Genomic DNA, 24,314 nt, shown 5'->3' on the forward strand with positions numbered 1-24,314 from the left:
GACGACAGCTCAGCCGGCGACGGCGAGCGCGAACGGCAGCACCTCCCCCGCTCCGGCGCGCCGCAGCGCCCGGGCCGCCACCGTCATCGTCCACCGCGAGTCCACCACGTCGTCGACGAGCAGCACCGGCGGCGGCTCGCCGAGGTCCCGGCCGAGCGACGCCAGTCGCTCGCGGACTTCGGCGCCGGCGTCGAGCCGGTCCCACACGCCGGCCAGCCGGAACGCGCTGTTGCCGCCCGGCTCACCGATCGGCCCGCCGTGGACGAGCTCCATGGAACCCAGCAGCGGCAGCCGGCCGATTCGGGCCAGCCCCTCCGCGACCGAACCGACCAGTCGCGGCCGGGCACGCGAACTCATCGCCACCACCGCCACCGGCCTCCGCTCCCAGCCCCAGGTGCGGAGTACGTCGACGCAGGCCTTCATCGCCGCCTCCGGCGCCGGGGCGTCCTCGGCGCCGGGCGCCAGCAGGGTTCGCAGCCGCTGCCCCCAGCCGAGGTCGGTGAGCCTGGCCACCGCGCGACCGGTCTCCGCGCGCTCGGCGGCGGCGATCCGTCCACGCACCGGAACGCCGAGCCGGTCCATCCCGCTCGGCCACATCGCGCGAGGCTCGATCGCGACGCCCACCTGGGCAAGCCGCCCGGCCGCCGCATCCTGAGCGGACGCCGGCACGTCCGTGGAGTACCACTCCCCGGCGCACCGGTCGCAGCGCCCGCAGTCGGTGGCACTGGGGTCGTCCAGCGCGTGCTGGAGGTAGGCCATCCGGCAGCCGTCGTGCTTCTCGAACTCGAGCATCGACGCAGCCTCGGCGTCCCGGACGCCGGCCACCCGGGCGTATCGCTCGGCGTCGTAGACCCAGGGCCGGCCGGTCGCCTCCCACCCGCCGGACACCCGCCGGACCGCCCCCTCGACGTCGAGCACCTTCAGCAGCAGCTCCAGCCGAGTGCGGCGGACGTCGACGACGACCTCCAGCGCGGCGGTGGACATCGGCTTGCCGGAGTCGGCGAGGGCGGCGAGCACGGCGTCGGCCTGGTCCTGGCGCGGCATCGACGCAGTGGCGAAGTAACGCCAGATGTCGGCGTCCTCCACGCCCGGAAGCAGCAGGACGTCGGCGCGCTCGGTGGCCCGCCCGGCCCGGCCGATCTGCTGGTAGTAGGCGATCGGGGATGACGGGGCGCCGACGTGCACGATGAAGCCGAGGTCGGGCTTGTCGAAGCCCATCCCGAGCGCGGAGGTCGCGACCAGCGCCTTGACCTCGTTGCCGCGCAGGGCCTCCTCGGCTGACCGGCGTTCGGTGTCGTCGGTGCGGCCGGTGTAGGCGAGCACGGCGTGGCCCGCCTCCCGCAGCAACGCGGCGATGTCGTCGGCCGCGGCGACGGTGAGGGTGTAGATGATGCCGCTGCCCGGCAGCTCCTCGAGGTGGGCGAGCAGCCAGGCGAGCCGCTGCTGGGCGGTGGGCAGGCGGAGCACGCCGAGCCGCAGGCTGTCGCGGGCGAGCGGGCCCCGCAGGGTGAGCACGTCGCCCCCGCCGAGCTGCTCGGCAACGTCGGCGACCACCCTGGCGTTGGCGGTCGCGGTGGTGCCGAGAACCGGGGTGTCGGCGGGCAGCCGGGCCAGCAGGTCACGGATGCGGCGGTAGTCGGGCCGGAAGTCGTGGCCCCAGTCGGAGACGCAGTGGGCCTCGTCGACGACCAGCAGACCGGTCCGCTCGGCGAGCTCGGGCAGCTGCTCGGCCCGGAAGCGGGGGTTGTTGAGCCGCTCCGGGCTGACGAGCAGGACGTCGACCTCGTCTTCGGCCAGCGCCTTCACCACGTCGGCCCACTCGTCGGCGTTGGCGGAGTTGATCGTCACCGCCCGGATGCCGGCCCGCTCGGCCGCGGCCACCTGGTCGCGCATCAGGGCGAGCAGCGGCGACACGATGAGCGTGGGGCCCGCGCCCTGGGCGCGGCGCAGTGCGGTGGCCACGAAGTAGACGGCCGACTTGCCCCAGCCGGTGCGCTGGACGACGAGTGCCCGTCTGCGGCGGGCGACCAGCGCCTCGATCGCCTCCCACTGGCCCTCCCGGAACGCGGCGTCGTCCCGGCCGACCAGCCGGCGAAGGTGAGCGTCGGCCTCCGCGCGCAACCTGGCCGGGTCGTGGCGCTCGGCGGGGTCGGGGCGCTCGCCGGGATCCGCGCGTTCGACGGATCGGCGCCGCGCGCTCGGCGGGGTCTGCGACGGGCGGGCCTCGGCGTGGTCCCAGTCGTCGGGCGGTGCCGGCTCGCCCGGATCCCAGTCGTCGGGCGGGGGCTCGCGCAGGGCCCAGTCGGGCGTCGGCTCACCCGCGCTCCGCGCGGACGGTGGGTCATGGGGCTGGTGGGCTGTCACCTGGCCGACGCTAGTGGACCGCGCCGACAGCCGGTGCCACGCGTTCGCACGGGGTCGGGGGCGAGTCGGGGACATGAATCGTGGCCCTGACACCGTTGGCGAATCCGGGCATGAAGAAGCCCCCGCGTCGGGGGGTATCGCGAGGGCTTCTCCAGATGGCTTCGGACCACCGGCACTGAGACGGGGCGGATCCCGGTTGGGTTCCGTCGAATCGCAAATTTCCCCGACTTTTTCTCCCCGACCGGGCCTGGCCGCATAACCGCAGGTCAGCGCATTGTGTGGCGGTCACTCGGTCGCATCACCCGGTGCAACCTGGGCCGATGGCAGGAGCGGGAGGTAGACCGACAGGTCGGTCCGCTCCCCGCTCGCGGCCAGCGCGCCCGACTCCCGCGCGGTCGCCCAGGTCATCCGCTCGGCGGCGAGGAGTACCCAGGTCAGCGGGTCGGTCTCCACGACACCGGGGGGCGTGCCCCGGGTGTGCCGGGGGCCGGGCACGCACTGGATCGCGGCGTACGGCGGAACGCGCACCTCCACCGACCGGCCGGGCGCCCGCGCCAGCAACAGGGCGAGGGAGTGCCGGACCAGCAGTCGCAGGTCCTCGGCCGACGGGCGTTCTCCCGCGTCGTGGGCATGCAGGACGCGGGCGAGCGCGGCAGCCGCGTCGGACGGGTCGGCAGGACGCAGTCGTGCGGGCACCGGGCGAGCCTATGGCGTGGTGCGCGGCCTCGCGAGGTCACCCGCGTCAGCCGGGCAGGAGTGTCAGCCGGACCGGACGCGTCAGCCGGGTCGCCGGGAGTTGTCGTCCGCACGGTGGGAACCGGCGGAGGTCCTGGACACTGCCCGGGCCGGGCCCCGCACCACCTGGGCACGTGGCCCGGCCGCTCTCGTCGGACTCCCGGCCGCCGCCCCGCCGGCGACCAGCAGCACGCCGACCAGGGGAAGCAACCGCAGCCGCTGAACCACCGGCACGAGCGCACCGGCGAACACCAGGCCGAGGACCAGTGCCACTCCGCCGCCGAGCACCAGTCCGGCGGCCACGTCGTGCGGATAGTGCACGCCGAGGTAGACGCGGGTGGCCCCGAGCAGCAGGGCGAGCGGGACGACCAGCCACGCCAGCCGTTGCCAGGCCAGCACGAGCCCGACGGCGGCCGCGGCCGCGATCGTCGCGTGGTTGCTCGGGAACGACCAGTCGCCGCTCACCGGACACGGTGCGAGCGTGACGACTGCGGCGACCGCCCGGCACGGGCGTTCCTCGCGCAGGAAGGACTTGGCGACCTCACTGACGGCGTACGCCACGACGGTGGTGACCGGCGCCAGCACGGCGAGGGCGACACCGCGGGCGTCCCCGCGCCGGGACCGCCACCACGCGAACACGAACAGGACCGCGAACACCGCGAACCCGGCGTCGGTTGCGGCCTCGGCCAACCGGGCCAGCCAGCCCGGGGTCGACGCGGCGAACTCGGTCACCTCGCGATACCACCCGGCATCCAACCCCGGCGTCAGCACCGGCGTCGTCACCGAGGTCGTCACGAGTGTCATCACGGGGCTCATGCGTGCCCACTCCTTCGCGCTTCGAACGCCGGGCGATCCGGTCGGCACCTGTCCCGTACCCGGCCGCACCGGCCGGGATCCGCCGGAAATAAGGGGCTTGGCGGACGGAACGGGCCTCCGCGGGACAAACCGACGTCGGCGTGCGGCCTGCAGGTCAAGGCAGATCCCCGGGGCACGTTGAACGACACTTCCGGGTACGCGCGCCAGTCGGCCGTGATCGTCGGCCGTGATCGCGACCGACCGCGCCGGCCGGCCCTTCGACCGTAGGTCGCCGGCACCGGCCCAGGCGTCTAGCCGTCGCCGGGGCCGAACCTGTCGGCCAGCTCCCGGCCGGCCCAGGTCGAAAGGCAGAACGGATGCCCTGCCGGATCGGCGTAGACGAAGCAGTGATCGGAGTTGGGCTGGAAGTCCAGCAGCGTGCCCCCGGCGGCGAGGACCCGCTTTCCGGTCGCCTCGAGGTCGTCGACGTGGAAGTCGAGATGCATCTGCATGGGTACGTCGTTGCCTGGCCACACCGGCGGCCGGAAGTCCTCGACCCGCTGGAAGGTGAGGAAGGCGTTCGGGCCGGTGACTGCGGCCCAGTGCGAGTTGCCCCTGGCGACGCCGTCGGTGATCGCGGCGTAGAACTGCGCGAGCTCCAGCGCGTCGGGCGCGTTCAGCGTGGTCCCGTCCAGGCTGATGGTGTCCGACATCAGCCGACCACGGCGTCCTCGTAGGCGGGGGTGAGCTCGGTCCAGCGCCGGCGCCAGGCCGGGGCCGGAGCCTGCTCCGACCACCCGCCGACGTGAGCGGGGCCGTCGCTCGCGAGCGAGCGGCCGAGGTCCTCCAGATGGACCTGCCAGCCGGCTCCGAAGAAGTGCAGGCCGCCGACCGGCAGACCGCGTTCCTCGACCACCAGCCGGGTGCCGGCCCCCTCGACCGTGAGCCAGGCCTCGATCTGGGCCTCCTCGTCCGTCCCCGGCTGGGAGGTCAGCAGCAGGTGGTGCGGCGCGTCGCACACCTCGATCCGCATCGGGCCGGTCCAGGTGCTGGTCATGACGGCCCGCACGGTCCCGCCCTCACGCAGGTCGCCGGCGACCTCGGCGATCCAACGCGAGAGCCGTTCGGGTGTGGTGCACGCCGTCCACAGATCCTGGATGTCGGTGTCGTACACGTCCTCCACGCGCACCGCTCCACGGGTCTCGTCGAGTGCCCGCATCGTCCCGGTGATCTTCACTTCCGCGCCCTCTTCCCTCGTGCGATCTCCGTGTGCAGCGCATCGAGCCGGTTCTGCCACAGCGCGCGGTATCCCTCGAGCCATTCGTCCACCTCGACGAGCGCCTCGGCCCGCAGGCTGTAGATGCGCCGCTGGGCCTCCTGGCGTACGTCGACCAGCCCGGCCTCGCGAAGAACCCGCAGGTGCCGGGACACGCCCGGACGCGCGATGGGCAGCGCCTCGGCCAGTTCGCCGGCCGTCGCCGGGTGGTCCTTGAGGATCTCGAGCACCGTGCGGCGGCTCTGGTCGGCCAACGCCTGCAACACCGCGTCCATGGAGACGAACGTAACCGATGTGGTACGTAACTGCAAGGGTACGTTCGCGCGCACGACGGGAACGTCCACGCCCGCGCGAGACCGGCAGAGCGGGCGGCAGAGAACTCAGCCGGGCCCTGAGTGCCGGAGCGGCGAAGCTGAGTACGCACACTGATCCACTTCGCCCGGCGGTCGAGCATCCTCGAACCAGCGCCGCGAACGCTCCGCGAACCCCGTGGAAGTACCAGCGGCGTCACCAGGACACCTCTGGGACCGTCCCAATCCGCCGGTCCCCGTCGACGCCGCTGTTGGTCGCCCATGGCGCGCGGGTTCACCGGTGGCCGGTCCGGGGCGGGCCCGATCTTCGACCACCTCGTGGCCCGCCCCGGACAACGGCTCTCCGCTTCCGTGCGCTTTCCCCCGGATCTTCCCTCAGGACCGCCGTCGCCGGCGTCGAAGGTCAGGCGGCGCGGACGGCCGCCTGGTCGGCGTCGTTGCCGGCCGCGTCGCTGTCCGCGAGCGCCCAGCGCACCACCTCCGACACGTCGTCGGCGAGCCGGACCCGCAGGTCCGACAGCACCGCCTCGGGCACGTCGTCGAGGTCGGGCTCGTTTCGCCGAGGCAGGATCACCTCGGTGAGCCCGGCCCGGTGCGCGGCCAGCAGCTTCTGCTTGACCCCGCCGATCGGCAGCACCCGTCCGGTGAGGGAGACCTCGCCGGTCATCCCCACCTCCGGCCGGACCGGCCGCCCGGACAGCAGCGACGCCAGCGCGGTGGTCATGGTGACCCCCGCCGACGGCCCGTCCTTGGGCACCGCGCCCGCCGGCACGTGGACGTGCACCCGGCCACTGGTCAGCGCCTCGACCGGAACGCCGAGCTCGCTGCCGTGTGCCCGGAGGTATGACACGGCGATCTGCGCGGACTCCTTCATCACCTCGCCCAGCTGCCCGGTGAGGTTGAGCCCGGGCTCGCCGGTCATGGTCGCGGCCTCGACGTACAGCACGTCTCCGCCCGCACCGGTGACCGCGAGACCGGTCGCGACGCCCGGCGTCGAGCCGTCCCGCGCCGACTCCGGCTGGAACCTCGCCCGGCCGAGGTAGGTCCGCACGTCGGCGGCACCGACCTCCACCGGCGCGGTGGCCTTCCCGGTCGCGAGCGCGGTGGCGACCTTGCGCAGCACCTTCGCCAGCGCGCGGTCGAGCGTACGGACGCCCGCCTCACGCGTGTAGTCGGCCGCGACCGTACGGATCGCGTCCTCGGTCACCCGCACGTCGTCGGCGGACAGCGCGGCCCGGTCCAGCGCCTGGGGCAGCAGGTGGTCGCGGGCGATGGCGACCTTCTCGTCCTCGGTGTAGCCGTCGAGCGCGACCAGCTCCATCCGGTCCAGCAGGGCCGGTGGGATGGTGTCGGCCACGTTGGCGGTGGCGAGGAAGAGCACGTCGGACAGGTCGAGCTCGACCTCGAGGTAGTGGTCGCGGAACGTGTGGTTCTGCGCCGGGTCGAGCACCTCGAGCAGGGCCGCCGCCGGGTCGCCGCGGAAGTCCGAACCCACCTTGTCCACCTCGTCGAGGAGGACCACGGGGTTCATCGAGCCGGCCTCCTTGATGGCCCGGACGATCCGGCCGGCCATCGCGCCGACGTACGTACGCCGGTGGCCACGGATCTCGGCCTCGTCGCGGACGCCGCCCAGCGCGACCCGGACGAACTTCCGGTCCAGCGCGCGGGCCACGGACTCGCCCAGGGACGTCTTGCCGACGCCGGGCGGTCCGACGAGGGCGAGCACCGCACCCGAACCCCGTCCGCCGACGGCCTGCAGACCCCGGCTGGCGCGCCGGCCGCGGACCGCGAGGTACTCCACGATCCGGTCCTTCACGTCCTCCAGGCCCGCGTGGTCGGCGTCGAGCACCGCCCGGGCGGCGGCGATGTCGGTGGCGTCGGTCGTCCGGACGTTCCACGGCAGGTCGAGGATGGTGTCGAGCCAGGTACGGATCCACCCGGTCTCCGGCGACTGGTCGGAGGTGCGTTCGAGCTTGTCGACCTCGCGCAGCGCGGCCTCGCGGACCTTCTCCGGCAGGTCGGCGCGCTCGACCCGGGAGCGGTAGTCGTCTGCTCCCTCGGGGTCGTCGCCCAGCTCCTTGCGGATGGCGGCGAGCTGCTGGCGCAGGAGGTACTCACGCTGGGTCTTGTCCATGGTGTCGCGGACGTCCTCGCGGATCTTCTCCGCGACCTCCAGCTCGGCCAGGTGAGCGCGGGCCCACTCCAGCAGCAGGGTCAGCCGCCGGGCGGTGTCCGCGGTCTCCAGCAGCGCGACCTTGCGGTCGCCCTCCAGCCAGGAGGCGTAGCCGGCCGCGTCGGCCAGTTCGCTCGGGTCGTTCATCCGCTGCACGGTGTCCACGACCTGCCAACTGCCGCGCTCGGTCAGGATGGAGACGAGGACGGACTTGTACTCCCGGGCCAGCTCGCGGGTGCGGTCGTCGGCCGGCGGCACGGTCATCGGCTCGGCCTCGACCCACAGGGCCGCACCGGGGCCGTTGACGCCGACGCCGACCTGGGCGCGCGACACGGCACGGAGTACGACAGCCGGCTCGCCACTGGGGAGCCGGCCGATCTGGGCGATCTCGGCGACCGCACCGACGGCGCCGTACCTGCCTTCGATGCGGGGTACGACGAGCACCCGCGGAGACGGGTCGCTCTGGATGCCGGTGCTCTCTTCTGCACCGGATGTGCCGTTCTGGGCGGCCAGTCGGGCCGCGTCGACGGCGCTGCGGCGTTCACTGTCGAGCTCGACCGGCACGACCATGCCGGGCAGCAGGACCGTGTCGTCGAGGAACAGCAACGGAAGGGTGAGCGTGGTCATGCCCACTCAACTGATTACACGCTTACAGGCATTCCCGGTTGCTCAAGATTTTCGGGCGAGGCTCGCCCTCGCCGCCCGCAACGCCGCCAGGCCGGACCGGCATTCCAGCCGGACCCTGGCAGCCGGCCCTCGCGGGTGGACATGACGGCTGGGCATGCCAGTTGGGGCATTCCAGATCGGCGTTCCGGTCGGGAATTCCGGATGTGACGGGAAAACTTGTCCACAGACTTGCCCGGACCAGGTCCGGGCAGGTCTCGGACCGACTAACGTCGTACATATCGGTTACCGGGCGAAACGCTGGGTGACCGGAGCGCGGAGGCCGTATCCCTCCCGTCCCCCCGACGGCCCGCGCTGACCTGCTGCGCCGGCCAGGGCCCCCACCCGAGCGGCCGCACAGCAAACCCCGCGGGAGGGGCCCCGTCCCGGCCCCTCCCGCCGCGGGGGTCTCCCCGCCTCATCCGAAGCAGACTTCGGGCCACCCCGGGTGGTTCCTGACGTTCGCGGAATCCACCAGATACTCATGGCGGATGAGTATCCGCGCGGATGCTCCGGCCGCCGTCGGCGCGGAAGCTGACCACGTGAAGACCGAACGCCGACCTGCCGCCAGCCGCGGCCTGCAGTGGTGCACGGCGTTCGTGCTCGGTCCCTACCTCGTGGCGATCCTGACCCTGCTGGCCTGGAGCTGGCCGCACAACAGCCTGCCCGTCGGGCAGTGCGAGGGGATCGGGTTCGGCTGCACCCTCACCCGCCGGGAGGGTGCGGTCCTGCTCACCTTCATCTCCGCGCCGTTCGCCGCGCTGGCCACCGGCGCCGCCTGGCTGGTGGTGCTGCTGCTGCGCCGGGGACCGACCAGGAGCTGGTCCGGCTCTGCACAGGGCGCGCTGGCCGCGGCTCTGGTGCTGTTCGCGGTCGCCGTGGTCGCCCTGTACCGCGCGTACCCCCTGATCTGAATCTGCCGGCGCGGCGGCCCGATCCGGACACCCTTCCGTCGGGGCGTTCCTTCCACCCGGCGCGGGCAGGCGCGGGCGGCAGCTGAGGGCGTCAGTCGGGATGACACGTCGGAGAGCGGCGCGGCTACCATCGACACAGACCTTGAGGGGGAGACCCGATGACGCACCAGGATTCCAGGCTGAGCAGCGGCCATTCGACGCTGCGTCCACTCGGCCCGCCGCTGCCCGCCAGCAAGAAGGGCTACCACTGGGCCGCGGCCCTGGTCGGGATCGTGCTGCTGGCGGCGCTGGGGATGGTCGCCTTCGGCTTCTACTCCGTGCCGGGCGTCGACCTGGTACGCGCGGGCGGCTGGACGTTCGCCATCTCGCTGCTGATCGTGATCCCGGCCGCCGTCGTGGTGCTGATGCTCAGCTGGGCCGTGGTGTGGGTGATCCGGCGGCTGGGTGCGCGCAGGTGGCCCGGGCTGGTGCAGGCACTTCCCGCGGTGCTGCTGATCCTGTTCCTGCTCTACCTGCTGTCGAGCTGGCTCTTCGCGCCACCGCCGGAGTGAGCCGCCGGAGCGGGCGAGCGGGCAGCGTGCCGTAAGCCCGCCCGCTCGGCTCAGGATTCCTCGTACAACCCCGGCAGGGTCGCCGTCCAGGTGGCGCGCAGCTCGGCCAGCGGCACCTCGAACTCTCCTTCGACCACCAGCGCCGCGTCCTCACCGCCGGCGCCGACCGTGCCGATCCGGGTGGTGGGTACGCCGGCCCGCTCGCACAGCCGCCCGAACTCCGCCTCGTTGTCCGGCCCCACGCTGACCACGGCGCGCGCACCGGACTCGGCGAACAACGCGACGAACGGCTCGACGTCGCCCGGCAGGCTCACCCGCGCACCGAACCCGGCCCGCAGGCTGCCCTCGACCAGCGCCTGGGCGAGCCCACCGTCGGACAGGTCGTGCGCGGCCAGCACCAGGCCCGCGTCGCCGGCCTCGGCCAGCACCTGCGCCAGCCGGCGTTCGGCGGCCAGGTCGACCCGCGGCGGGAGTCCGCCGAGATGTCCGTGCACCACGTGCGCCCATTCCGAGCCGCCGAACTCCGCCGCGGTGGTGCCGAGGAGGTACAGCGCCGCACCCGCAGTGCGCCAGCCCTGCGGGATCGCGCGGGTCACGTCGTCGGTGACGCCGAGCACGCCGACCACCGGGGTGGGCAGGATCGGCTGATGCCCGGTCTGGTTGTAGAAGCTCACGTTGCCGCCGGTCACCGGCAGGCCGAGCTCGCGGCAGCCGTCGGCCAGACCGTGGGTGGCCTGCTCGAACTGCCACATCACCCCGGGGTCCTCCGGCGAGCCGAAGTTGAGGCAGTTGGTCACCGCGAGCGGGCGGGCACCGGAGACGGCGACGTTGCGATACGCCTCGGCCAGCGCGAGCTGGGTCCCGGCGTACGGGTCGAGCTGGACGAACCGTCCGTTGCAGTCGGTCGCCGCGGCCACGCCCAGGGTGGAGTCGTCGGCCACCCGGATCATGCCGGCGTCGTCGGGCTGGGCGGAGACGGTGTTGCCAAGGACGTAGCGGTCGTACTGGTCGGTGACCCAGGACCGGTCGGCGAGGTTGGCCGAGCCGACCAGGGCGAGCAGCGTCTCCCGCAGCTCCGCACCGGACGAGGGCCGGGGCAGGTGGTCGGGCAGGTCGGCCTGGAGGGCGTCCTGCCGGTCCGGCCGGGCGTACGGGCGCCGGTAGACCGGGCCCTCGTGGGCGACCGTACGCGGCGGTACGTCCACCACCGTCTGGCCGTGCCAGTCCACGGTGAGCCGGCCGGAGTCGTCCACCTCACCGACCACGGTCGCCGGGACGTCCCACTTCGCGCAGATCTGCAGGAACCGCTCCACGTCGGCGGGCGCGACCACCGCCATCATGCGTTCCTGCGACTCGCTCATCAGGATCTCCTCCGGCGCGAGGGAGGAGTCGCGCAGCGGCACCCGGTCCAGCCAGACGTGCATGCCGCCCTCGCCGGCCGAGGCCAGCTCCGACGTCGCGCAGGACAGGCCCGCGCCGCCGAGGTCCTGGATGCCGACCACGATGCCCGCCGCGAACAGCTCCAGCGTGCACTCGATCAGCAGCTTCTCCATGAACGGGTCGCCGACCTGGACCGCGGGCCGCTTCGCCGGTCCGCCGCCGCCCTCCCCGGTGGACGCGTCGAAGGTCTCGCTGGCCAGCACCGACACCCCGCCGATGCCGTCGCCGCCGGTCTTGGCGCCGTAGAGGATCACCTGGTTGCCGACGCCGGCCGCCTTGGCCAGGTGCAGGTCCTCGTGCCGCAGGACACCCACGCACAGCGCGTTGACCAGCGGGTTTCCGGCGTACGTCGGGTCGAAGACGACCTCGCCGCCGATGTTGGGCAGGCCCAGGCAGTTGCCGTAGCCGCCCACCCCGGCCACCACGCCGGGCAGCACCCGGTGGGTGTCGGGTGCCTCGGCCGGGCCGAACCGCAGCGAGTCCATCACCGCGACCGGGCGGGCACCCATCGCCAGGATGTCCCGGACGATCCCGCCGACGCCGGTCGCCGCGCCCTGGTACGGCTCGACGTAGCTCGGGTGGTTGTGGGACTCGATCTTGAACGTGACGGCGTACCCCTCGCCGACGTCGACCACCCCGGCCTGCTCGCCGATGCCCGCGAGCAGTTTGCCCCGGTGTGTCTCCGCGGGCAGGTCACCGAACTTGCGCAGGTGCACCTTGGAGGACTTGTAGGAGCAGTGCTCGCTCCACATCACGGAGTACATCGCCAGCTCGCAGCTGGTGGGCCGGCGGCCGAGGATGTCCCGTATCCGGGCGTACTCGTCGTCCTTCAGGCCGAGCTCGGCGTAGGGCTGGGGGGCGTCCGGGTTGTCCCCGGCCTGCTTCACGGTGTCGACGCTCACCGGGGCGCTCTCCTGTCCGCTGTGTCCTCGTCCGCGTCCTCGCCGCACCCTTGGCGGCTGGGCACCGGCGGCGAGGCGGGCACGACAGGCCCAACGGTACCGATCGCGGCCACCCGGCCTGTCCGGCAGCCCCGTCCCGCCGCTCTCCGCCGCTCTCCGCCGCTCTGCAGCGCCCTCGGGCGAGTGACCGACGAGATCAGTAGGCTTTCCCGGTTGCCGCGTCGACGACGCGCCACCGACCGCACCTCACGACCAGTGCGGACCGACGGGGAGTACGGGAACACGGGGAGCATCAGGCACGTGAACACACTGGGCCGACGGGACGCCCGTACCGGCTATGCGCTGCTCGCACCGAGCCTGTTCGGCGTCGGCATCTTCCTGATCCTTCCGGTGTTCGTCGTTCTCGCGCTCAGCCTGTCGCAGTGGAATCTCATCAGCCCGGCGAAGTGGGTCGGCCTGGCCAACTTCCGCGACATCCTCACCGACCCGAAGGTCGGCAACTCCGTGCTCGTCACGGCGTTCTTCGTCCTCATCGTCATCCCGGTGCAGACCGTGCTGGGCCTGGTGGCCGCGCTGCTGCTCAACCGCCGGCTGCCCGGGTCGAGCATCTTCCGGGTCGTCTACGTCATCCCGTGGATCTGCGCGCCGCTGGCGCTCGGCGTGGTGTGGCGGTGGATCTTCGACCCGTCCGACGGCGCCCTGAACGCGCTCACCGGGCACCGGGTGGAGTGGCTGTCCAGCCCGGTCCTGGCGCTGCCCGCGGTGGCCTCGGTGACGGTGTGGTCGCAGGTCGGGTACGTCACGTTGTTCTTCCTGGCCGGGCTGAACGCCATCCCCGAACAGATCTACGAGGCCGCCCGGATCGACGGCGCCGGGCCGCGGCAGGTGTTCTGGCGGATCACCCTCCCGCTGCTGCGGCCGACGACGTTCTTCATCCTCGTCACCGGCGTGATCTCCAGCTTCCAGGTCTTCGACACCGTGTACGCGATGACGAAGGGCGGGCCGGCCGGGCACACCGACGTGATCGCTTCCCGCATCTACTACGAGGCGTTCGAGGCGTTCCGGCTGGGCCGGGCCGCCGCGCTCGCCGTGTTGCTGTTCGTCCTGCTGGTCGCGGTCACCGTCGGCCAGCAGCTCTACTTCCGCCGGCGGATCACCTATGACCTCTCCTGACGCCTCGACCGGTACGCCCGTCAGGCCGGGCACGGGACGCCCGACCGGACCGGGGCCGACCAGGGCCGGCGAGGGCCGGACCCACAGGCCCGCCGGTCGCCGAGAGCGCTGGGGCGCACGCGCACTGGCCGCCAACGTGATGACGTACGTCCTGCTGCTGGGGGGCGCCGTGGTGACGCTCGCACCGTTCCTGTTGAGCGTGCTCACCTCGCTCCGGTCGGCCAGGCAGTTCGCCACCGGCGGGCCGCTCGCGCTGCCAGACCCCGTGACGTTCGCCAACTACGCCGAGCTGTTCGGCGGGCGCTACGACTTCATCCCGCCGCTGGTGATCACCGTGCAGGTCGTGCTGGTGGTGCTGGTGGGCCAACTGGTGTTCTCGGTGCTGGCGGCGTACGCGTTCGCGAGGGTGCGCTTCCCGGGCCGGGACGGGTTGTTCTGGGTCTACCTCGCGACATTGATGGTGCCGCAGGTGGTGACGCTGATCCCGCTCTACACGATGCTGTCAACCGCGGGTTTGCGGGACACGTTCTGGGGAATCGTGCTGCCGTTCGTGTTCGGTTCGCCGTACGCCATCTTCCTGCTCCGGGAGTACTTCCGCGGCATCCCCGAGGACATCCTGAGTGCGGCGAAGATCGACGGCGCGGGCACGCTGCGCACGATCTGGTACGTCGTCGTCCCGATGAGCCGGCCGATCCTCGCCACCCTGGCGATCATCACGGTCGTCTCCCACTGGAACAACTTCCTGTGGCCGCTGATCATCACCAGCAGCACCAAGTGGCAGGTGCTCACGGTGGCGACCGCCAGCCTGCAAAGCCAGTACTCCGGAAACTGGACGCTGGTGACCGCCGCGACGACGGTGGCGATGGCGCCGCTGCTCGTCGTGTACCTCGTCTTCCAGCGTCACGTCGTCCGGTCGATCTCGCTCACCGGACTGAGATAGTCCGGGCCGCCGGTCGGCCGACCAGCAAGAAGAAACCCGAAAGGAAAGCCTGTGCGAAAGGCTCGACGGCTCCTCATCGCCGCCACCGCGGCGCTGGCCTTCGCGGCCGGCGGCTGCGCTGTCGGCGGCGGTGACACCGACGGCACCAGCGACAGCGGTGCCGGTGATGGCAGCAAGTCCGGCAGGACGGTGGTCACCTTCCGCCTCTGGGACGACCAGGTGGCGAAGGCGTACGAGAAGTCCTTCCGGCAGTTCGAGAAGAAGAACAAGAACATCGACGTCCAGGTCCAGTTGGTGCCGTGGAACGACTACTGGAACAAGCTCACCGCCGACGTGTCCGCCGGCAACGCCTCGGACATCTTCTGGACCAACACCTCCAACTTCGGGATCTACGCCGACAACGGCAACCTGCTCGACGTCGGTTCGAAACTCAAGGCGGAGAAGAAGAACTGGAAGCCCTCGGTCGTCGACCTCTACACCCGTGACGGGAAGCTGTGGGGCGTTCCCCAGCTGTGGGACTCGATCGGCCTGTACTACAACAAGAGACTGCTCAAGCAGGCCAACGTCGACCCGGCGACCCTGCGCTGGAGCCCGAACGGCGACGGCGACACGTTCCTGCCCGCGGCGCGGAAGCTCACCGTCGACGCCGCCGGAAAGCACCCCGGCCAGTCGGGCTTCGCCCCGGACAGCATCAAGCAGTACGGCTACAACGCGAGCCTGGACGCCCAGGGCGTCTACTGGAACTTCGTCGGCTCCAACGGCGCCACGTGGCAGAAGGGCGACCAGTTCGCCACCGACAACCCGAAGACCAGGGCGTCGATCCAGTACGTCGTCGACCTGATCAACAAGCACCACGTCGCCCCGTCTGCAGCAGACACCAACGACAACGGCGACAAGACGCGGGACCTGTTCGTGCAGGGCAAGCTGGCGATGTTCGAGTCCGGTCCGTACAACCTGAAGACCATCGAGGAGAACGCCGACTTCGACTGGGGCGTCGCTCCCCTTCCGGAGGGCCCGGCCGGCCGGGTGGGCGTCGTCCACGGTGTCGCCGCGGTCGCCTCGGCCAGGACCACGCACGCGGACGCGACGGCGAAGGTGCTGTCCTGGATGGGTTCCGCGCAGGGCCAGCGGCCGATCGCCGAGGGCGGGTACGCGTTCCCGGGCGTGACAGCCGACGAAGGGGCGTTCGTCGCCTACTGGAAGAAGCAGGGCGTGGACATCGCGGCGTTCCGGAAGGCGGCCTCCGGTAAGACGTTCCCCGCGCCGGTGGGCCCGCGGGTCAACGCCGGTGCCACCGCGATGGACCCGATCATGAAGGAGATCTTCCTCGGTCGTACGCCGGTCGGGAAGGGGCTGGCCGACGCGCAGCGCGCCGGCAACGAGGCCCTCAAGGAATAGGTGTGCCGCCCTGACAAGGCGGCCTTGACAGCAGACGGAACGCTCCCGCCGGCCAGCAGGTCGGCGGGAGCGTGCCGGTGTTCCGCGTACGAAGTTCTGCGTACGAAGTTCTGCGTACGAACCGGAGGGTCAGCGAGCGGCGGCCAGCCGGCCCAGGACGGAGGCGAAGAAGCCGAGCCCGTCACTGGTCGGCCCGCACAGCGTCTCCACCGCGTGCTCGGGGTGCGGCATCAGGCCGACGACGTTGCCGGCGGCGTTGGTGATGCCCGCGATGTCGCGGTAGGAGCCGTTCGGGTTGTCGCCGAGGTAGCGGACGACCACCCGCCCCTCGCCCTCCAGCCGGTCGAGGGTGTCCTCGTCGGCGACGTACCCGCCCTCGCCGTTCTTCAGCGGAACGACGATCTCCTGACCGGCGGTGTAGGCGGAGGTCCAGGCGGTCTCGGCGTTCTCGACGCGCAGCCCCTGGTCGCGGCAGACGAACTTGCGCCGGTCGTTGCGAACCAGCGCGCCCGGCAGCAGGTGCGACTCGCACAGGATCTGGAAACCGTTGCAGATGCCGAGCACCGGCAGGCCGTTCTCGGCCGCCTCGATGATCGGGCCCATGATCGGCGCGAACCGCGCGATCGCTCCACACCGCAGGTAGTCGCCGTAGGAGAAACCGCCGGGCAGCACCACTGCGTCGACCCCGGCCAGGTCGGCGTCGCCGTGCCACAGCGCCACCGCCTCACCGCCGGCGATCCGCACCGCGCGGGCGGCGTCCCGGTCGTCCAGGGAGCCGGGGAAGGTCACCACTCCGATGCGCATGTCAGGCCTGCGTGGTGACGTGCTCGACCCGGACGGTGAAGTCCTCGATCACGGTGTTGGCGAGCAGCGTCTCCGCGGCCCGGCGCAACTCCGCGAGGCGCTCCTCGGTGAGCTCGCCGTCGACCTCGAGCTCGAACCGCTTGCCCTGGCGGACGTCCGCGATGCCGCCGAACCCCAGCCGCTCCAGCGCACCGGCGACCGCACGGCCCTGCGGGTCGAGAATGGCCCGTTTCGGCATGACATCGACCACGACCCTGGCCACGGGTGCCCCTCTCCTGGACGCGACTTGGACGCGACAACTTCGGCCAAGCCTAGCGAGCGGGGCCACCCGGGCCGCTTCCGCCTCGTGGCGAGTGTGCCGATCAGGCAATAGGCTGCCCACTCCGGTAGGGGATCGTACGAGGGGGCGCGTACATGTCGGAGGGACCGCACGACCCGAGGTCAGCCGAACCGGAACCACAGCATCGCCTCGACGCGCAGAGTCACCCGTTGCTCCCGGGTCGCTGGGAGACCCAGACGGGCCCGGCCGGGCGGCACGTCGGCCACGACCGGCTGCGGACCCTGCTGGCGGAGCTGGCTCCCGACCCGGCCGCACCCCGCCCGGACGCCGTACTGATCACGGCCACGCGTTCGGGGGACTCCGACGCCTACGCCGAACTTCTCCGGCGGCACGAACCCGCGGGCCGGCTCCTGCTCGCCTCCCTGCCCGCCGGCGCCCTGGCCGGGGACTCCCCGCACGGCGACTCCCCGACTGGTGACGCGGCCTCCCCGACGGTCGAGGACCGGCTGCGGGCGGCCGGCGACCATGTGCTCGCCACCGTCCACGCCGGCGCCGGTCCGCGGGCGGCGTTCCGTCCGTTCTTCCTCCGTGCGGTCCTGCGAGTGTCCACGTCCACGTCGCTGGACGCGGGGAACGGCCTGCACCGTTCCGGCCCGGAGCAGGATCCGGCAGACCCGGCAGGCCCGCTGGCAGCGGCTCACACCCGGGACCTCGCGGACCCCGCCGACAGGGCAGTGGCACACCTGCCGGAGTCCGTGCTCACCGCCCTGTGGCACGCCGCGGTCGAGCACGACTCCCCCGAGCGCCTCGCCGTCGTGCTCGGCGCCGAAGCCTCGGACGCGGCCGTCGCGGGATACCGCGCGCAGGCGGCGTTCCGGCGCGTCTACCTACGCCACCAGCTCGACGAGCGCGCGGACCTCCCGGCACCGTGCCGGGAGATCCTGGAGACGCTGGGCCGGCACACCTTCGACGGCCTGTACGACGAGGAGGCCGAGGAGGTCAGCGAGCACCTGCGGACCTGCACGAGCTGCACCGACCTGCACCGGCGGCTGGTCGCGGCCGGCGCCGCCCTGCCGGAGCGGCTGGCCGGACTCGTCCTCGGGCCGTACGCCACGGGCTACCTCGCCGCGCTGCGGCGAACCGGCCCGCCCGCGTTCGCGCTCGTCGACCCGAGCAGCCATCCGGTGGCCCCGCAGCCGGTAGCTCCCTCCTGGACCGAACGCCTCACCAGGTCCGGCCGGCAGCTGTGGACCGACTCGTGGACCGGCGCGAACGCAATGCGCGGCCGGACCGCCGGCGTCGCCGCGCTCGGCACCCTGGCCGCCGCCTCGGTGGCCACGCTGGCCTGGGGAACCGTGGCCGTTCTCGGCGGTACCGCGGCGCCCGTCACCGACGCCGACCAGGTCCGGGTGCCCGGCAGGGCGGTCGGGGACACCACGGCGGACGGGCCGGAGGACGACTGGATGGGCTTCGTGCAGGACTCACCCACCGCGCCGGTGGCGGGGGTCCTACGTCCGACGGCGCCGCCGACCGCCGCCGTGACCCCCGAGGCGATCGAGGCCGCGCGACCGGCGGCACGCTCGGACGTCGTCATCGACCGCCGCTCGCCGCAGGGGGTGAAGCCGACCGTGACGGACGGGCCGCCGACCGCGGCGCCCACCCCCACGCCGAGCCGAACGGCGACGTCGGCTCCTGTCCCTCCGCCGGCACCCGCCCCGCAACCCACCCGGACCCGTACGAGCACGCCGGCGCCTCCGCCGCCCAGCCACTCCTCGCCACCGCCGACCTCGGAGCCCTCGCCGCCCGCTCCCCCGCCGGACCCGGAGCCGACGCCCACACCGACGCCGACGACCGACCCGCCGCCGCCGGAGCCTCAGCCCACGCCGACGACCACCACGCCGCCAGACGCGCCGGCCTGACGCTCAGGCCTGACGCGCGGGCGGGTTCAGGACCAGGTGTCGCCGGTCAGGCGTTCGTACGCCTCGACGTAGCGCTGCCGGGTGGCGGCCACCACGTCCGCCGGCACCTCGGGCGCGGGCGGCTGCTTGTTCCAGCCGGTGGAGGTCGCCCAGTCGCGGACGAACTGCTTGTCGTAGGCGAACTGCGGGTGGCCCGGCTCCCAGGAATCGGCCGGCCAGAACCTCGACGAGTCCGGCGTCAGCAACTCGTCGGCGATCGTCATCGTCCCGTCCGGCGCGAAACCGAACTCCACCTTCGTGTCGGCGATGACGATGCCCTGCTCGGCCGCGATCTCCGCACCCCGGCGGTAGATCGCCACGGTGAGATCGCGCAGGTCGCCCGCGGTGTCCGCGCCGACCTTGCCGGCGACCTCGTCGTAGGTCATCGGCTGGTCGTGGGCGCCCACCGCCTCCTTGGTGGTGGGGGTGAAGATCGGCTCGGGGAGCTTCGATCCGTCCACCAGCCCGGGCGGGAGCGGTACGCCGCACACGGTGCCGCTGTCGGCGTACTCCACCAGGCCGGAGCCGGTGAGGTAGCCGCGCGCGATGCACTCGACCGGCACCATGGAAAGCCGCCGGCAGCGGATCGCCCGGCCGGAGAACTCCGCCGGGACGTCGGTGCTGGAGAGCACGTGATTGGGGGCGAGGTCGGCCAGCCGCTCGAACCACCACAGCGACAGGGCGGTGAGGATCCGCCCCTTGTCCGGGATCGGCGTGGGGAGAACGACGTCGTAGACCGAGATGCGGTCCGAGGCGACCAGGATCAGGTCGTCGCCGTCGGTGTAGATGTCACGGACCTTGCCCGAGTAGACGTGGGTGAGGCCGGGCGGCGGTGCGGGCTCGCTCATGGCTCCGATCCTTCCAGACCGGAGGTGCGCCGGCCGTCTCGCGGTGCCATCACCTCGAGTGCGTCCGCGTCGGAGGCCCGGGAGCGCAGGTAGTAGTCCGCCCACTCGGCCGCGTCGGGATACCCGGACTCGCGGGCGACGCGCTCGCACGCCGCGTCCGCGTCGAAGTCGGTCACCCGCAGGCTCACCCCCGGCCCGAGCAACGCCCAGTGCGCGCCGGCCCCGCCGTAGGGCATCCCGACGCTACCGGGGTTGACCACGAGGCGGCCGTTCGCCAGCCGGGCGTACGGCATGTGGGTGTGCCCGCAGACCACCGTGCGTACGGCGGGGTCGAGGCCGGCCAGCACCTCGCTCCACCGGTCCAGCCGCGAGTCGACCACGACGACCTCCTCGTCGTCGCGCGGGGTGGCGTGGCAGAACACGGTGGGCCCGAGCCCGTCGACGTCCAGCGTCACCGAGGTGGGCAGCTCCGCGAGCAGTGTCAACTGCTCCTTGCGCAGCTGCCCGGCCGCCCACCGCGCCACGGGATCGTCGGTGGCCATCGTTCCGGTGGCGGCGTACTCCACCAGCTCCCGGTCGGCGTTGCCGCGTACCCACACCGCGCGGTCGCCGAGCGCCGCCAGCGCGTCCAGCGTCTCCACCGGCTGCGGACCGGCGGCGAGGTCGCCGGTGAGCACGACTTGGTCGGCGGCGACGACGTCCGGCTCGGCCAGCACCGCCTCCAGCGCGGGCAGCACGCCGTGGATGTCGGACAGGACGGCGACGGTTCGCGACGACATGCGCCGAAGTCTGGCCCCGAACGCCGGGGTGGGCCAGGGCACTTCGCTGTCGGCGGAACCCGGCGCCCCCAGAACCCAACGCCCCGGCTACGTGATGTCCGCTGACCTACGCGATGCCACGTCCGCCTGCCAGGCCCGGTGCCGCGCGGTGAGCTCGGCGACCAGTTCTGGGTGTTCGGCGGCGAGGTCGCGTTCCTCACCGATGTCATCGCCGAGGTGGGTGAGCCGGTCGCCCACGCCGACCTCGGCGTGCTCGGTCCGCAGCAGCGCCTGAGCGTGCGGGCCGTCATCGGCGTGCCGGAGCTTCCAGTCACCGTGGCGGACCGCCCACTGGAATCCGCAGTCCCAGTGCAGCGTGTCGTGGCCCGGCGCGTCCGGTTCGCCCCGCAGCGCGGGCAACTGGTCGACGCCGTCGCTGTGCTCCCACGCCGTCTGGTCGGCGCCCGCTGCGGACAGCAACGTGGGATAGAGGTCCAGCGTGCTCACCAGCCGGTAGGTCGAGCGCGCACCCTGCGCCCCGGCGGTCCCGGCAGCACCACCGTCACTGCGGACGCCACCGGTACTGCCGACGCCACCGTCACTGCGGACGCCAGCGTCACTGCCGACGCCGCCACCCGGCCAGCGGACCAGGAACGGCACCCGGATCCCGCCTTCCCACAGCGTGTACTTCGTCCCGCGCAAGGGCGCGTTGACACCGAAGTTGCAGGTGGAGCCGCCGTTGTCGGTGGTGTAGACGACGATCGTGTCCTCGGCCAGGCCCCGGGTCTCCAGTTCGTCCAGCAGCCGGCCGATCTGGGCGTCCATGAGTTCCAGCTGGGCGAGGTAATAGTCCCGCCCGTCGGGCAGATCGGGCCAGATCGCGCCGTCGTACCAGTCGACGTACGCAGACACCGACGGGTCCCAGTCGTCGACCTTCGCCAACCCGCGCTTGACAAGCTCCTCCTCCGGCAGCTGGAAGCAGAAGTTGTGCACCGCGTTGAACGCCACCATCAAGAAGAACGGCTCGTCCTCGTGCCGCGCCACGAAGTCACGCGCCCGGGCGCCGATCTCGTCGGTCAGGAAGCCTTCCAGCTCCGACTCCTCGTCGCCGTCGAGCATCGGCTGCACGGCCATCCGCCACGACGCCTCCGGCCCGTACCGCTCCACCGCCGACCGGGAGTGGTGCAGGTAGTTGAGCCGGCCCATCTGCTGCCCGGCCAGGCCGTACCAGCTCTCGGCGAACCCGTGGTGCGGCGGACAGGCCCGGTCGCCACGTCCCTCACCGCCGTAGTGCACCTTGCCCAGGTACCCGGTGGCGAAGCCGAGGTCGGCGAAGCGTTCGGCCAGGGAGGGAAGGTGGTCGGGGAACGCGCTGGTGTCGAACCACCGGGCGCCCCACCGCTGCTGGTACTGGCCGCCGATCAGCCCGGCTCGCGAGGGGCTGCAGATCGGCGCGGTGACGTACGCCTGTTCGCAGGTGACACCGGTGGCCGCCAGTCGGTCGAGGGCGGGCGTACGCACCCGCGGGTCGATGCCGAGGGCGCCGCGGTCGGCGTACCCGTGGTCGTCGGAGACGACGAGCACGACGTTCGGCCGCCGGGAGTTCGTCGGTGGCGAAGGTGGAGACGCTGAGGCTGAGGCCATGGCGGCCATCCTCCCGCCGACGTGGCTGCTCACCCAGCCAGAACGGCGATAACGTCGGTCGGGTGACCACACCTGGACAGCTTCACCACGTCGAACTCTGGGTCGCCGACCTGGCCGCCACCAAGGAGAGCCTGGGCTGGTTGCTGGGCGAGCTCGGCTGGACCGTCTTCCAGGACTGGGCTGCCGGGATCAGCTGGCGGCTCGGCCCGACGTACCTCGTCGCCGAGCAGTCACCCGCGCTACGGCCCGGCCCGCACGACCGGTGCCGCGCCGGCCTGAACCACCTGGCGTTCCACATCGCCGGACGAGGCGAGGTCGACCGACTGGTAGCCGCCGCACCCGGCCACGGGTGGGAGCTGATGTTCGCCGACAGGCATCCGCACGCGGGCGGACCTGACCACTACGCCGGCTACCTCGAGGACGGCCAGGGCTTCGAGGTGGAACTCGTCGCATCCGGCTAGAAGACGTCGACGCTTCGGCAGAGGGGAGTCCAGCTCATGAGGAAGGTTCTCGTCGTCGGCGGAGGGGTCGCCGGCTGCGCCACCGCGCTCGCTCTTCACCAGCACGGCATCCCCGCTGTGGTCTACGAAGCGCGGTATGGCGCACGGCTTCCCCCGCGGCAGCCGCCAGAATCGCCCGGATTCTTGCGCGGAGGAATCCGAATCAGCGTTCATCCGCGCAGCATGCTTGACGGGCTCACATGAGGCCGGCCATCACGACGGCGAGCGCCCGGGCGTCGTCGGAGGCGTGCCCCGCGGCCATCGCCCGCTGGCAGGCCTCCCGGGCCGCGCCGGTCAGGGCGAGGTCGTCGACCTCGGCCAGGCACAGGTCGAGGTCCTTGCGCAGCAGGCCGAGCTCGAAGTTCGCCGGCTGGGCCTGCCCACTTTCCATGATCGCCCGGATCGGCGGGAACGCCGCGCCGAGCGGGCTGGCCTCGATCAGGGAGTTGATGAGGGACTGTTCCAGGTCCAGCTCGCGGCCGAGCCGCAGCGCCTCCCCGATGGCGGCGATCGAGGTGCCCAGGGTGAGGTTGACGACAAGTTTCGCGGCACTGCCGGTGCCGACCGGGCCCACCAGATCCACCTTGTCCGGGTCGCCCCACAGTTCCAGCAGCGGCCGGGCCCGCTCGAAGTCCTCGGCGTCGCCGCCGGCGAAGACCCGCAGCGTCCCCTCGGTGGCCGGGGCGACCGAACCGTAGACCGGCGCGTCGACGTAGCGCAGATCGCGCTCGGCCAGCCGGGCCGCGACCTCGCGGGACGCGGTGGGCCCGATGGTGCTGGAGTCGATTACCAGCGTGCCCGGCTCGGCGGCGTTCACCACGCCGTCGTCGGGGTCGAACAGCACGTCGCGGACGGCCTCGGGGGTGGCGAGCATGAGGACGACCACCTGCCGGCCGGCCACCGCCCGTGCCGGTGTGTCGGCGACCTGCGCGCCGTCGCGTCCGAACGGCTCGGCCTTGTCGCGGGTGCGGTTCCACACCGCCAGGTCGTACCCGGCGGTCAGCACGTGCCGGGCCATCGGCGCGCCCATCCGGCCCAGTCCGAGGAAGGCCACCTTCGGGAGATTCGTGTCGGGCATTGCCTGCTCCAAGCTGTCGGGGTCGCTGATCCTGGGTTCTACCCCGAGGCGGCCGCCCCGACCGTGGATCGACCCGTGAGCGGGATCATCGCCGCCGCCACGTCCTGTGCCACCTGTGGGGCCCGTACGCCCGGTAGCACCACTCCTCGTTCCAGACGTGCGGATACACCCCGTGCTGGAGGTACGCCGCGACCGAGCGGATCGGATACGACGCGTGGTCGTGCCAGAACCACCAGAACGGCAGGACCACCGCGACCGCGTAGTTGGCCAGCACCAACGGGACGTACGCCGGTCCGAACAGCCGGGCCTGCAGGACGTGGCCGCGCTCGTGGGCGAGCAGGGCCAGTGCGCCCGGTGAGTCGGTCGGTACGGCCGAAATCCCGGCGACGACGGTGCCGACCGTGGTGACGTACCGCACCCCACCCATCGCCGGCAGCGTTCCCCGCGCCAGGTGCAGTGTGCCGCCGTGCCGGCTCAGGTCCGCGACCAGGCGGTTCCCGGCGAGCAGGTTGCCGGTGAGCAGGACCCCGCCCAGCCAGGTGTTCGGCAGGCTCCAGGTGAGGTCGACGACGTACCGCGCGATCCCGCGAACGGAGGCGAGGTCGTACGGCACGAACGACGCGACCGCCCACCCGAACGCCGCGCCCGATACGCCACCGATCGCGAGCCCGGCGACCAGGCCGGAACGCCCGCCCGCCACAGCACCGAGCGCGCCGCCGACGCCGGCCGGCACCAGTCCCGCGACCACGCCGGCGCAGATCTCGGTCCACCGCCTCACCGCCGACGCCTCCCTCCCGCAGAAGTACGCC

Annotated in this window: 23 protein-coding genes; 8 read left to right on the plus strand and 15 right to left on the minus strand. The window is 72.5% G+C overall.

Annotation, left to right across the window (positions count from 1 at the left end):
* Positions 1–9 precede the first annotated feature (9 nt).
* From ABZV93_RS12270 to lon, 7 genes are all read right to left on the minus strand, one after another.
* On the minus strand, positions 10–2,121 hold the full coding sequence (locus tag ABZV93_RS12270) for a RecQ family ATP-dependent DNA helicase (protein WP_354933992.1): 2,112 nt from the start codon (positions 2,119–2,121) through the stop codon (positions 10–12).
* 528 nt (positions 2,122–2,649) lie between these two features.
* Entirely contained in the window at positions 2,650–3,060 is a 411-nt protein-coding gene (locus tag ABZV93_RS12275; protein ID WP_354933889.1) for a sterol carrier family protein, read from the minus strand.
* An 81-nt stretch (positions 3,061–3,141) separates the two neighbouring features.
* Positions 3,142–3,915, minus strand: a complete 774-nt coding sequence (locus ABZV93_RS12280) for a phosphatase PAP2 family protein (protein WP_354933891.1) — start codon at positions 3,913–3,915, stop codon at positions 3,142–3,144.
* A gap of 290 nt (positions 3,916–4,205) precedes the next feature.
* Positions 4,206–4,607 (minus strand): VOC family protein, encoded by a 402-nt coding sequence (locus ABZV93_RS12285; RefSeq protein ID WP_354933893.1) that lies wholly within the window; start codon positions 4,605–4,607, stop codon positions 4,206–4,208.
* Positions 4,607–5,131: an SRPBCC domain-containing protein gene (locus ABZV93_RS12290; protein ID WP_354933895.1), complete on the minus strand. Its 525-nt coding sequence runs from the start codon at positions 5,129–5,131 to the stop codon at positions 4,607–4,609. The genes ABZV93_RS12285 and ABZV93_RS12290 overlap by 1 nt, the downstream gene beginning before the upstream one ends.
* Positions 5,128–5,445, minus strand: coding sequence for a metalloregulator ArsR/SmtB family transcription factor (locus ABZV93_RS12295; RefSeq protein ID WP_354933897.1), 318 nt, complete (start codon positions 5,443–5,445; stop codon positions 5,128–5,130). Before ABZV93_RS12295 ends, ABZV93_RS12290 begins: the two co-directional genes overlap by 4 nt.
* 439 nt (positions 5,446–5,884) lie before the next feature.
* Entirely contained in the window at positions 5,885–8,281 is a 2,397-nt protein-coding gene (gene lon, locus ABZV93_RS12300; RefSeq protein WP_354933899.1) for an endopeptidase La, read from the minus strand.
* 527 nt (positions 8,282–8,808) lie between these two features.
* Between lon and ABZV93_RS12305 the strand changes: the two genes are divergently transcribed.
* Positions 8,809–9,231 (plus strand): hypothetical protein, encoded by a 423-nt coding sequence (locus ABZV93_RS12305; protein ID WP_354933901.1) that lies wholly within the window; start codon positions 8,809–8,811, stop codon positions 9,229–9,231.
* Between the two features lie 158 nt (positions 9,232–9,389).
* Entirely contained in the window at positions 9,390–9,782 is a 393-nt protein-coding gene (locus ABZV93_RS12310; RefSeq protein ID WP_354933903.1) for a hypothetical protein, read from the plus strand.
* Between the two features lie 50 nt (positions 9,783–9,832).
* Here ABZV93_RS12310 and purL read toward each other — a convergent pair whose 3' ends face one another.
* On the minus strand, positions 9,833–12,124 hold the full coding sequence (gene purL, locus ABZV93_RS12315; RefSeq protein ID WP_354933905.1) for a phosphoribosylformylglycinamidine synthase subunit PurL: 2,292 nt from the start codon (positions 12,122–12,124) through the stop codon (positions 9,833–9,835).
* Between the two features lie 300 nt (positions 12,125–12,424).
* On the opposite strand from purL, the gene ABZV93_RS12320 reads away from it, so the two are divergent.
* The 3 genes from ABZV93_RS12320 to ABZV93_RS12330 are packed head-to-tail and all read left to right on the plus strand — an operon-like array spanning position 12,425 to position 15,635.
* Positions 12,425–13,297 carry a sugar ABC transporter permease gene (locus ABZV93_RS12320; protein WP_354933907.1) on the plus strand — a complete coding sequence of 291 codons (873 nt, stop codon included), beginning with the start codon at positions 12,425–12,427 and terminating at the stop codon, positions 13,295–13,297.
* A complete protein-coding gene (locus ABZV93_RS12325) occupies positions 13,284–14,237 on the plus strand; it encodes a carbohydrate ABC transporter permease (RefSeq protein WP_354933909.1) in 954 nt (317 codons plus the stop codon). Before ABZV93_RS12320 ends, ABZV93_RS12325 begins: the two co-directional genes overlap by 14 nt.
* Positions 14,238–14,288: 51 nt before the next feature.
* A complete protein-coding gene (locus ABZV93_RS12330) occupies positions 14,289–15,635 on the plus strand; it encodes a sugar ABC transporter substrate-binding protein (protein ID WP_354933911.1) in 1,347 nt (448 codons plus the stop codon).
* A gap of 129 nt (positions 15,636–15,764) precedes the next feature.
* Here the strand turns inward: ABZV93_RS12330 and purQ are convergent, their stop codons facing one another.
* Together purQ and purS are read right to left on the minus strand one after the other, a co-directional pair.
* Positions 15,765–16,439, minus strand: a complete 675-nt coding sequence (gene purQ / locus ABZV93_RS12335) for a phosphoribosylformylglycinamidine synthase subunit PurQ (protein WP_354933913.1) — start codon at positions 16,437–16,439, stop codon at positions 15,765–15,767.
* Between the two features lies 1 nt (position 16,440).
* Positions 16,441–16,701, minus strand: coding sequence for a phosphoribosylformylglycinamidine synthase subunit PurS (gene purS / locus ABZV93_RS12340; protein ID WP_354933915.1), 261 nt, complete (start codon positions 16,699–16,701; stop codon positions 16,441–16,443).
* 227 nt (positions 16,702–16,928) lie between these two features.
* Here purS and ABZV93_RS12345 point away from each other — a divergent pair, with 227 nt between their 5' ends.
* On the plus strand, positions 16,929–18,638 hold the full coding sequence (locus ABZV93_RS12345; protein WP_354933917.1) for a hypothetical protein: 1,710 nt from the start codon (positions 16,929–16,931) through the stop codon (positions 18,636–18,638).
* Positions 18,639–18,664: 26 nt separating this feature from the next.
* On the opposite strand, the gene ABZV93_RS12350 is transcribed toward ABZV93_RS12345, so the two are convergent.
* The 3 genes from ABZV93_RS12350 to ABZV93_RS12360 form a co-directional block, all read right to left on the minus strand.
* Positions 18,665–19,525 carry a phosphoribosylaminoimidazolesuccinocarboxamide synthase gene (locus ABZV93_RS12350; RefSeq protein WP_354933919.1) on the minus strand — a complete coding sequence of 287 codons (861 nt, stop codon included), beginning with the start codon at positions 19,523–19,525 and terminating at the stop codon, positions 18,665–18,667.
* Positions 19,522–20,304, minus strand: a complete 783-nt coding sequence (locus tag ABZV93_RS12355; RefSeq protein WP_354933921.1) for a metallophosphoesterase family protein — start codon at positions 20,302–20,304, stop codon at positions 19,522–19,524. The genes ABZV93_RS12350 and ABZV93_RS12355 overlap by 4 nt, the downstream gene beginning before the upstream one ends.
* 87 nt (positions 20,305–20,391) lie before the next feature.
* Positions 20,392–21,927: a sulfatase-like hydrolase/transferase gene (locus tag ABZV93_RS12360; RefSeq protein WP_354933923.1), complete on the minus strand. Its 1,536-nt coding sequence runs from the start codon at positions 21,925–21,927 to the stop codon at positions 20,392–20,394.
* Positions 21,928–21,989: 62 nt separating this feature from the next.
* On the opposite strand from ABZV93_RS12360, the gene ABZV93_RS12365 reads away from it, so the two are divergent.
* Positions 21,990–22,388, plus strand: a complete 399-nt coding sequence (locus ABZV93_RS12365; protein WP_354933925.1) for a VOC family protein — start codon at positions 21,990–21,992, stop codon at positions 22,386–22,388.
* 36 nt (positions 22,389–22,424) lie between these two features.
* Positions 22,425–22,631 (plus strand): FAD-dependent oxidoreductase, encoded by a 207-nt coding sequence (locus tag ABZV93_RS12370; protein ID WP_354933927.1) that lies wholly within the window; start codon positions 22,425–22,427, stop codon positions 22,629–22,631.
* Here ABZV93_RS12370 and ABZV93_RS12375 read toward each other — a convergent pair.
* Positions 22,624–23,505 carry an NAD(P)-dependent oxidoreductase gene (locus ABZV93_RS12375; protein ID WP_354933929.1) on the minus strand — a complete coding sequence of 294 codons (882 nt, stop codon included), beginning with the start codon at positions 23,503–23,505 and terminating at the stop codon, positions 22,624–22,626. The genes ABZV93_RS12370 and ABZV93_RS12375 overlap by 8 nt on opposite strands.
* An 85-nt stretch (positions 23,506–23,590) precedes the next feature.
* The gene (locus ABZV93_RS12380; protein ID WP_354933931.1) at positions 23,591–24,283 is read right to left on the minus strand and encodes a hypothetical protein; all 693 of its coding nucleotides are present in this window, start codon (positions 24,281–24,283) and stop codon (positions 23,591–23,593) included.
* Positions 24,284–24,314: the final 31 nt, after the last annotated feature.

The sequence above is a fragment of the Actinopolymorpha sp. NPDC004070 genome, from assembly GCF_040610475.1.
Taxonomy (GTDB): domain Bacteria; phylum Actinomycetota; class Actinomycetes; order Propionibacteriales; family Actinopolymorphaceae; genus Actinopolymorpha.

Coding starts and splice junctions, on each gene's coding strand:
- ABZV93_RS12280 (WP_354933891.1), bottom strand. CDS start 3,915: ATGAGCCCCGTGATGACACTCGTGACGACCTCGGTGACGACGCCGGTG.
- ABZV93_RS12285 (WP_354933893.1), bottom strand. CDS start 4,607: ATGTCGGACACCATCAGCCTGGACGGGACCACGCTGAACGCGCCCGAC.
- ABZV93_RS12295 (WP_354933897.1), bottom strand. CDS start 5,445: ATGGACGCGGTGTTGCAGGCGTTGGCCGACCAGAGCCGCCGCACGGTG.
- lon (WP_354933899.1), bottom strand. CDS start 8,281: ATGACCACGCTCACCCTTCCGTTGCTGTTCCTCGACGACACGGTCCTG.
- ABZV93_RS12305 (WP_354933901.1), top strand. CDS start 8,809: ATGAGTATCCGCGCGGATGCTCCGGCCGCCGTCGGCGCGGAAGCTGAC.
- ABZV93_RS12310 (WP_354933903.1), top strand. CDS start 9,390: ATGACGCACCAGGATTCCAGGCTGAGCAGCGGCCATTCGACGCTGCGT.
- ABZV93_RS12325 (WP_354933909.1), top strand. CDS start 13,284: ATGACCTCTCCTGACGCCTCGACCGGTACGCCCGTCAGGCCGGGCACG.
- purQ (WP_354933913.1), bottom strand. CDS start 16,439: ATGCGCATCGGAGTGGTGACCTTCCCCGGCTCCCTGGACGACCGGGAC.
- ABZV93_RS12350 (WP_354933919.1), bottom strand. CDS start 19,525: ATGAGCGAGCCCGCACCGCCGCCCGGCCTCACCCACGTCTACTCGGGC.
- ABZV93_RS12355 (WP_354933921.1), bottom strand. CDS start 20,304: ATGTCGTCGCGAACCGTCGCCGTCCTGTCCGACATCCACGGCGTGCTG.
- ABZV93_RS12360 (WP_354933923.1), bottom strand. CDS start 21,927: ATGGCCTCAGCCTCAGCGTCTCCACCTTCGCCACCGACGAACTCCCGG.
- ABZV93_RS12370 (WP_354933927.1), top strand. CDS start 22,425: ATGAGGAAGGTTCTCGTCGTCGGCGGAGGGGTCGCCGGCTGCGCCACC.
- ABZV93_RS12375 (WP_354933929.1), bottom strand. CDS start 23,505: ATGCCCGACACGAATCTCCCGAAGGTGGCCTTCCTCGGACTGGGCCGG.